General features: G+C 39.9%; 7 protein-coding genes. 3 read left to right on the top strand and 4 right to left on the bottom strand.

Annotation, left to right across the window (positions count from 1 at the left end):
- Window positions 1-112: 112 nt before the first annotated feature.
- From Q0791_RS23650 to Q0791_RS23660, 3 genes are all read right to left on the bottom strand, one after another.
- Window positions 113-1045, bottom strand: a complete 933-nt coding sequence (locus tag Q0791_RS23650; RefSeq protein WP_299011722.1) for a replication initiation protein — start codon at window positions 1043-1045, stop codon at window positions 113-115.
- Between the two features lie 1953 nt (window positions 1046-2998).
- Window positions 2999-3676: a GAD-like domain-containing protein gene (locus Q0791_RS23655; RefSeq protein WP_299011723.1), complete on the bottom strand. Its 678-nt coding sequence runs from the start codon at window positions 3674-3676 to the stop codon at window positions 2999-3001.
- 3 nt (window positions 3677-3679) lie between these two features.
- Window positions 3680-5881: a polymorphic toxin type 15 domain-containing protein gene (locus Q0791_RS23660; RefSeq protein ID WP_299011724.1), complete on the bottom strand. Its 2202-nt coding sequence runs from the start codon at window positions 5879-5881 to the stop codon at window positions 3680-3682.
- 475 nt (window positions 5882-6356) lie between these two features.
- Here Q0791_RS23660 and Q0791_RS23665 point away from each other — a divergent pair, with 475 nt between their 5' ends.
- The 3 genes from Q0791_RS23665 (at window position 6357) to Q0791_RS23675 (ending at window position 7479) form a co-directional block, all read left to right on the top strand.
- Window positions 6357-6689 carry a type II toxin-antitoxin system RelE/ParE family toxin gene (locus Q0791_RS23665; protein WP_299011725.1) on the top strand — a complete coding sequence of 111 codons (333 nt, stop codon included), beginning with the start codon at window positions 6357-6359 and terminating at the stop codon, window positions 6687-6689.
- Window positions 6673-6969, top strand: a complete 297-nt coding sequence (nadS, locus tag Q0791_RS23670; protein ID WP_299011726.1) for a NadS family protein — start codon at window positions 6673-6675, stop codon at window positions 6967-6969. The genes Q0791_RS23665 and nadS overlap by 17 nt, the downstream gene beginning before the upstream one ends.
- Window positions 6970-7149: 180 nt before the next feature.
- Entirely contained in the window at window positions 7150-7479 is a 330-nt protein-coding gene (locus Q0791_RS23675; RefSeq protein ID WP_299011727.1) for a hypothetical protein, read from the top strand.
- A gap of 117 nt (window positions 7480-7596) precedes the next feature.
- Here the strand turns inward: Q0791_RS23675 and Q0791_RS23680 are convergent, their stop codons facing one another.
- Window positions 7597-8094: a hypothetical protein gene (locus tag Q0791_RS23680; protein WP_299011728.1), complete on the bottom strand. Its 498-nt coding sequence runs from the start codon at window positions 8092-8094 to the stop codon at window positions 7597-7599.
- Window positions 8095-8224 lie beyond the last annotated feature (130 nt).

Here is an 8224-nt window from a genome sequence, read left to right on the forward strand (position 1 = left end):
GGGGGGCTTCGAATGCCTTGTGGAATGAGGCTTACAGAGCCACTTTGGACTTTTCGCTGAAATGGGCGCAAAACCCCGATTTGGAGTCATAATTTATTATAATATGATTTTATCAAGTCATGTTTAATTCATTTATAGCTAATGTATTCCCTACAATGTTGTATAGATTTATAAGTTTTTCTTTGTCATTCTTGTTTAAATCTTCTCCTTTTTCTTGCAAAGCTTTTTTATGGTTCAAAATGATAAGGATACATTTGTTTGCCCATTTTCCTTCTTCATGAGAACCAGAAGCAACCTTTGGTCTTCTTGGTAGTCTTTGTCTTTTAGGTTTTACTAAGTCAGGGCTTCTTTCTTGAATATAAATGAATTTAATGGAAACAACCTTTTTCCCCTGTTTTATAGTTTCAAAGCGGATAGTTAGATCTGTTTCTCTATTGATATTCTCTATAGCTGGTTCTATTAGTTTTCTTCTGAATATACGGAAATCACTATACAGATTTTTTAGCCCTGCTCTAATTTTTATCCATTCAACATCTAGAATAAGCTCAACAACATCATTGTTATTGTTGATATTTTTAGCTTTTGATAACCAATAATACAAGCGTACAGAAAAGGAAGTATTTAGGGCTGCAATATTTTGAAATGTAATACTGGTGAAATTTTTCTGTAATTCATATAAAAATGGTTTCACGTGTTCAGAAAAATAAACCTTAACAGAACTGTGTTCATCGCCAGCGTCATACTCAATGAGGGAAAACCAATGTCTTACACTCCCTATTAATTTATTTTTCTTTTTATCATACTCAAATAGAGTTATCGGCTTATGCATTAAGCCTATGGCCGCTTCTCTCAATTTTACATGGGGGTTTTTTAATCTGTAAGCCTCTTTAAATTCCAAGGCTGTTATGACATAAGCATCTAGAGGTTGGCTGTTTATACTATCAATCTTAGATAAGGCTATGTTTAATAACCTGAATTCATCAATTGATACTTTGTAAGCACCTTCTAATAAATCATTTCCTTGAACGATGGTTAATTTATTCATATTAACAATCCCTAAAACGTGTCCTTTTTATAATATAGGACACAAATATACCTGTGGATAATTAAGTTATCAACAACTAAAAAGGACACATGAAGCAACTAAAAAGGACACATGAAGCAACTAAAAAGGACACATGAAGCAACTAAAAAGGACACATGAAAACAAAAAAAACATTTTAAAACAGTTACTTGGAAACCCTTAAACATAAACAATAAACATAAAAACAATAGATTTAAAATTTAAAAATATCAGATTTTAAATCTCCAAAGTGATAACCCTTCTTGGGGGTTTCACCCCCGCCAGCCCTTCCCCTCGCTTCGCTCGTTTCCGGCATCCCCCAAAAGCAAAAGACACAAGCGATAATGCCTCGCCATTTCCTGCCGGTGGCAGGGGCGAGCACAACAGCACAATCCGCTAACAGCATTTCGGCTACGCCCCTGAGAGGCTCTCTAAGACCAAAACGAATTTAAAAGCATGTCAGGCAGGATGAGGGGGCAATTTCATTAGCAGGGGGCTGTGTGATGCTCTGAATGGGGTTTAACAAGCGATATCTCGACAAGAAAAAACGCGTTGCGCTTTGGTTTCGCTCCGCTTCCATGCTCTCACTTCGTTCGAAAACGCATTTTAAGGGGTCAAAATGGCGATTTAAGCGACTTTCTCCAAAAAGACACCCCGTTGCATGACTTTGACGTTTTAAATTGAAATTTGAGCCTCTGAGGAATTTTGAATTAGCGCAGTCTATTCAAAATTAGGAAGTGGTTTGGTTTTTATTCGTTGTTGACTACCCGATCATAAATATTGATTTTTTCCAATTCACAAGTTCTTTCAATAACATTCATAGGAAATCGAAAGGAATAAAAATAACTTAAATGGACGTGATAATAACTTTTGGGTAAACGTTGTTTGACAGGCAAGATATGTGAAGTACATGTACCGCGTAAACGGGTACCATGTCTTCACTTTTGAAGTTTATTCGCACTTCGTTCTCAATACTTAATCCTGCTCTTCGAGATTGGGGTTTCAAAGGGGAACCCTTTGGCACACGGGATGGATGAGTCGCTACGTAGTAGGGGTGTAATACGTCCCCATCGTGCCTATGCCTTGAATCGGGGTACAGACAGGGTACAAGGAGAGTACATCGGGGGTACATGCAGAGTACATAAAAGGTACAGAGAAAGTACATCGGAGTACATAGAGAGTACAAACGAAGTACAAGGGGAGTACATAAAAAGTACAGATAGAGTACAAAAATTATCGTTATCAAATTAGACAGCTAAAGACGTGAGGAAAATAGCTACAGTGTAATGACTTAGTGTTGACAGCATAGTGACCATGCGTTGACGCCTTGTTGACAGCGTAGTGACCATGTGTTGACACAGTGTTGACCACCGTGTTACCGATTCAATACATAGGCACGATGGGGACGTATTACACCCCTACTACGTAGCGACTCATCCATCCCATGTGCTAAAGGGATACTCCCTTTAAAACCCTCCGCTGAACTCGCCCAAAAATCTGGATATTTTCGTCCCGCCCATAAGGGGATCGTTAATGTGGTATATCAAAATGTTTAAATTAATTCGCTGTGAGTAGCTGTCATATAAGAAAATGGCGAAAAGCGAGTAGCTGTTAAAAGAGATTCCTACAGAGCGATAAATTCAAGTCGTTTGGTGTATTCAAATTGGGGAGAAAAACGGGCGTAAATCAACTAGGCTCTAAGGGTGTTTATATCTCAATTGCCTCTTTAAAAAAGGGGCTTTTTTTTGCGTTCAACTCATCGATACCGAATTTCCGTGTGCAATTCCCCGTAAAGCCAGATGAGCCGTCCACTCTAGATTGACACGAGAGTGTAACCTAGAGTGGACGGCGGTATCAAAACGGTCACTTTTGCTCTTGATGTGAACGCTTTTGATGAACGTTAAAAGAGTAAGTGAAACATGATGCTTATAGACGTTATTCACCATGTTCTTTTAATGTCTTACCGACTAAAGCAGCCATGTCGATCACTTCCATTTCGCCCATGTCAGCGATGAGATTAAGATGAGTGATTAAATCCATTTTTTGAATATTAGCCAGTTTCTTTTGTCCACCCGTAAACAAATAAGGCGCAAAGCCATAAACTTCGCTTTCTGTTAATGGCCCTAGTGTTTTTAGCGTGCGTTCAAATAATGGTTTACCATCCTTTCCATCTACATCTACAGCATTAGGCTCTGTAAATCCGAAAAAAGACTCTATTTTTTTATTAGCCAAACCCTTTTCAATTTGTTTTTGGCAACCTTCAGATGTAGTTATCCAATTTAAATGAGGAGATATTTCTAACGAGTCACCAGTCTTTTCTCCCCAAAGATACAATTCTCCCCAAGCACTGCGGGCGATGACATGATAGGTATCAATATCAGGAAACAAAGTGTCATCTAAAAAACGATCTAAGATATCGACATAATCGGCTGGGTTAGTGATCCAAAACAACCCCTCTTTAAAGCCTGCAAAACCGATTTTTCCCCAATACTCCAATAACCTGTCTGGAAGTACGTTGCGGTATTGTTCTATCTCTTCTGGTTTGGCGATCCGCTGGCTAGTAGGTTGGCCAAATTCTTCTAAAAAGAAGTCAAAATATTTATCAAATTGCATTGTTTATTTCCTTACCTGACAGCGGCTTAATTGTATGTTTAACTTGGCGTCGCGACCATACTTTTTCTCTGCTTCTCGTACTTGCTCATCCATCAATTCAACACGGCTTTTATCGGTACGGTCGTATTGCCCTTCTTTAGGTTTATGTCGCCATTGAGAACCCAGTGAAGAATTAACCCGTTTATTACCCATGCGTTCGACTTTATCATTACCACCTGCAATCATGTCAGGATCATGCAATGCGGCTAAATCTTTCATGATTTTTTCCGCTCTTTCATTGGCTTTTGCTTTTATTTCTTTAGGTGATAAATCTAATTTTTCATTATTTTCATAAGAGTTTTTTAATGATTTAGTTAACTTATTTTTAAATTTAACTCTAAAATCTTCTTGTGCTTTACCTGTGCCATTACGTTTCATTTCCTTGTAACGATCGCGATTGTCAATGTATTCACCAATGCTCAGATCATTAAGGCCGTTTTGTTGGTGCTGTAACTGCCGTGCATAGTGTTGTTCCAGTTTTTTAGGATCATCTTTAAATTTCTTTTTAATGTTCTTGCTTGGCTCAAAACAAGGGGCTTTGAAGGGTTTCATCCTTGTCAGCAACGGATGCACGTTGTTGTTATTTTGATTATGCTTGGTAGTGTTTTTCTCTTTTAACGGCGTCACAAAGGTACGGGTGTTTAAATCTTCCTGTTCCCGTGGAATAGTGGGATCTTTTTTATACAGTTGTTTTTTAGGGTTGTTGTTACGTATCACTTTAAGGGCGTCTTTCATCTCCCCAAGGACTTCAACGGTTTCTTCCAGCACTTTGCCCGCCTTGCGGCCATTGGCGGCAAGCAAGAGTGAGGCGCAGGCAATCGGGCCACCCACGCCACCTGCAAGGGTGCCTAAAGCCGTGCCGCCACTGACGACGGCGGTGTCCATGCCTAATTGGGTCGCATGGTAGGCGCTCATTTCAACCACTTTATCGGCGGGGAGGGCGGCCAACATACGCGCAGGTAAGCTGGCTATCAGTTCTCTTCCTTGACTATCACTGAGTAATAAAATCAGCATTTCCATGGTTTCTGTGGCTTCCCACATGCCTTGTTTACCGCGCTCCTTCCAAGCTTGAAACTTGGCCTCTAACGCATCCACATCCCCCGTGGCAATGGCCTCGATGAGCATAGTGACGTTAATGTCTGCGGCATGGAGCAGCTCACCAAAATCCCCTAAGTCGGGGAGGTATTCCGTCACGCCGCTGGCGGCACCCGATTGGGCGGCCTTGGCCATGTTCCAGGATTGGCTTAAAAAAGACTGATTATTAAATGCCTGGCTTTGTTGATTGAGCTCGTCTAATTTTTGATTAACCGCGTCACTAAAGGCCTGAGTGATAGCTACAGATTGTTGTTGCTGTTGCTGATTTAAGGTGGTTAATGCTTGCTCTGCGCTTTGTGTGGCTTTGTTGTTAATGGCGTTATCAAGCTTAGTATACGCCTTATCAAGTTTATTTTGCGCCTCAGCCGCTAAGGCCTCGTCACCAAATAAAATATAAGCGGCGTGATTAGTGTTTGGCCGCACCTCAGCTTTGCCATGTTTGTCTAAGGTGCCTGTGATTTGGGTATTTTTACCGTCTTGCATGATGACGGTATAAGGCACATTAGCCGCCTTGGTTTGCTCTTTATCGTCATAAACTAACCGAAAGACTAAGCGATTGGGTGCCATAGCAAAAGTGGGAGCGATGTTAGATTTAAGGGGCTTTGGTGGCGGATCGTTAATCACTTTTTCAGGTACACGCTTTGGCATTTCCGCAGGAGGATGCAGGCTACCCGATGAGGGGCTTTTGTAAGGGTTGCCACCCACCATAACCCCGCCAGCGGTGCCTAAGCGGTTATCAATAGCCTTAATGATATCCTTGGGATAGGCGGGATTAATCGCGGGATGCTCTTGCCTGACTTGCAGCGGCGTTAAGCTATAGAGAATGATTTTAACTCTGTCCTCTGTGCTGAGCTCAGCCTTGGGAACGTCCATGATGAACATAGGCGCACGGGGCTTGTCGAGGAGTAAGAGCTTTTCACCACGAGTGAGGGCGGTTTTAAGACTGGATAGTGACTCGCCTGTAGCGAGATAGGCCTTTAATTCATTATCTTTTAGATATGAAAAATCCGTTTCAATGCTTAACGCTTCATGCTCCATCAATTGATGGAGTGCTACTACCTTCCCTGACATACTGCTTCCCTACTGAACAGACCAAAATCAATCAAGGGCGTAATTTACCACAGATAATTGATAATGAAAGTCTTTATTCACTCCTTAATCATTTAATACTAGAGCAGGGGAGGGGCGCTTAACGCGGAATTAAACCTCATAAAATAACCCTTTCAAGGCTAAATTGAGTTCTAACGAAAGGCTAACTTTTATTTATCCAATCGGGTGGTTTTTTCGTACTATTTTGATCGGCTGTTTTGGGGCTAAAAGGGATCGTTTAGGTGTGTTAGATCGTTTGTTTGGGCGTTTAGCGGTGCTTAGCCGCTGTTTTAGTGCCTTAAGTGGGCTATTTACCATAACTTAATTTGTGTGCATTGGGTGTGTTGCCTTTGTAGAGCAACTATGGGATGGGAAATTGGCTTGTTGCAGCACTCACTTGAAAGGAGTACTATGTACACCTATAGTTTATGGAGAGGATAGACTTATTAGTAGCGCTTTGGAGTTTATCGAGACACCTTTATTTGAGTCTCAACGAAAGAAACTCATCACAGATGATGAATTAAGAGCTTTGCAATCTGACATTATTAAGAATCCCGAAATAGGCAGTTTGATTGTGGATACTGGCGGTCTTCGTAAGGTCAGACTGGCAGGAGAAAGCACGGGGAAGAGTGGTGGTTATCGGGTGATATATTTATTGGTACTGCCTGACACCGTTTATTTATTATTGCTTTATAAAAAGGGCAGAAAAGATAGCCTAACCCAAAGCGAAAAGAATGAGCTTAAAAAGATCTCACGATCTATCAAGAGAGAGCATGAAGATGACCGATAGTATTTTTAAAGAGCTGCATGAATCAATGAAGCAAGTAGAGGCCATAACCAAAGGCGAAATGAAACCAGCCAGCGTTACTCGCTATGAAATTGCTGATGTAAAGGCTATTCGTGCACAGTTACATATTAGCCAGAAAGACTTAGCGGAAGCGATGGATGTTAGTCTTGATACAGTTAAAAGCTGGGAACTTGGAAGAAGAAATCCGACGGGGTTAGCGAGTAAAGTGTTAACATTACTTAGCAAAGAACCTCAACTATATGCCAAGTTCGCGACGCACTAGTTTATTCGTTTCAACTTAAAATCAATACATTATAATTAATTGGAATGTATTATTTTTTGATAATTAATTCATTTATAGACTTTATTCACAGTATTCCTTATTTGCGAACCTAGACTAGGTTTCTGTTAGTTAAATCAGAAGTCACTAACTTTTAGATATTAACAAATAAGGATTATAAAAATGAAATTAAAAAAAACCTTTTTTTGCTTGTTTTTGATTATTTCAAATTCAGCATTTAGTGTAGGTTGGTCTGGTTGGACAACCGTCACTGAAATTTATACAGGAACTGGAATTCAGCCTCTTTTCAAATTAAGTAATTTAGGGGATGCTGGGACTGGTTGTGATAGTTATGGATATATCAGGTTTCCTGAGCTTTATACTGATGAACATCCTGGGGGAGCTAGGAGTTTTGAAGTTTTAAGAGAAGCATTTTTAGATGGTAGAGAGGTAAACGTATTCACTAATAATTGTGATAGTTACCCTCTTTTTCAATCAATAAAAGTTAGATAGAAAGAGCTGAAAAGAGTTAAATGAAATAATTTATTTTGTTAGCTCGCTTGTGAGTATTTACCATAAGATCCGTTGTATGTATTTGCCTTAACATGCTATAACACACGCGAAAAAAGGTCATAAGTTACCCTGCCGGTACTTGTCTCTGATCTTTTTTCTCAGCGTAATGTCTGCTGTTGTTTTTACTTCCTTTGGCCAGTCTGAATCATCTTCTGGTTTTTTTGCTTCTTTTTTCTTGTTCTTTTTTTCGAGAGAATGGGGATTTAGTGTATTGCTTTCCTTGTATTCGAGTCTTAATACAAGCTCTTTTATTTCATCGATATCTTTCATTGTTTCTTTTAGCTGTTGAACTTCATTGATGAGCTTTTTTATATCATTTTCCATGTTAATGATGCTTTGCCTTTCTGGTGTAACATGGTGTAACTCTTGTTGAGTTTGAGGTGTAACATCTAACTTGATATTTCCAAAAACTCTAATCAATTCTGATGTGTCAACGAGTGGTAGTTGATCATGGCCTTTGATAACGGAAAGCTTACCTGACTTAATGTAGCGATGAATTGTCATTCTGCTTTTTTGAGTAAGACGTGCTGCTTCGGAAAGGTTAACTAGTGCCATGTAACACCTAACTATGGATGTGTAACGTACTTTGTGACACCTGTTACACTGATTTGGGGTATTGCGCCCATTTCAGCGAAAAGTCCAAACCTTGGTTGTAGACCTTGAAATACAAGGCCTACAAAGGAGT

The sequence above is a fragment of the uncultured Shewanella sp. genome (genome assembly GCF_947495455.1).
Taxonomy (GTDB): Bacteria; Pseudomonadota; Gammaproteobacteria; order Enterobacterales; family Shewanellaceae; genus Shewanella.

Coding starts and splice junctions, on each gene's coding strand:
- Q0791_RS23680 (WP_299011728.1), bottom strand. CDS start 8,094: ATGGCACTAGTTAACCTTTCCGAAGCAGCACGTCTTACTCAAAAAAGC.
- Q0791_RS23655 (WP_299011723.1), bottom strand. CDS start 3,676: ATGCAATTTGATAAATATTTTGACTTCTTTTTAGAAGAATTTGGCCAA.
- nadS (WP_299011726.1), top strand. CDS start 6,673: ATGAAGATGACCGATAGTATTTTTAAAGAGCTGCATGAATCAATGAAG.
- Q0791_RS23675 (WP_299011727.1), top strand. CDS start 7,150: ATGAAATTAAAAAAAACCTTTTTTTGCTTGTTTTTGATTATTTCAAAT.
- Q0791_RS23650 (WP_299011722.1), bottom strand. CDS start 1,045: ATGAATAAATTAACCATCGTTCAAGGAAATGATTTATTAGAAGGTGCT.
- Q0791_RS23660 (WP_299011724.1), bottom strand. CDS start 5,881: ATGTCAGGGAAGGTAGTAGCACTCCATCAATTGATGGAGCATGAAGCG.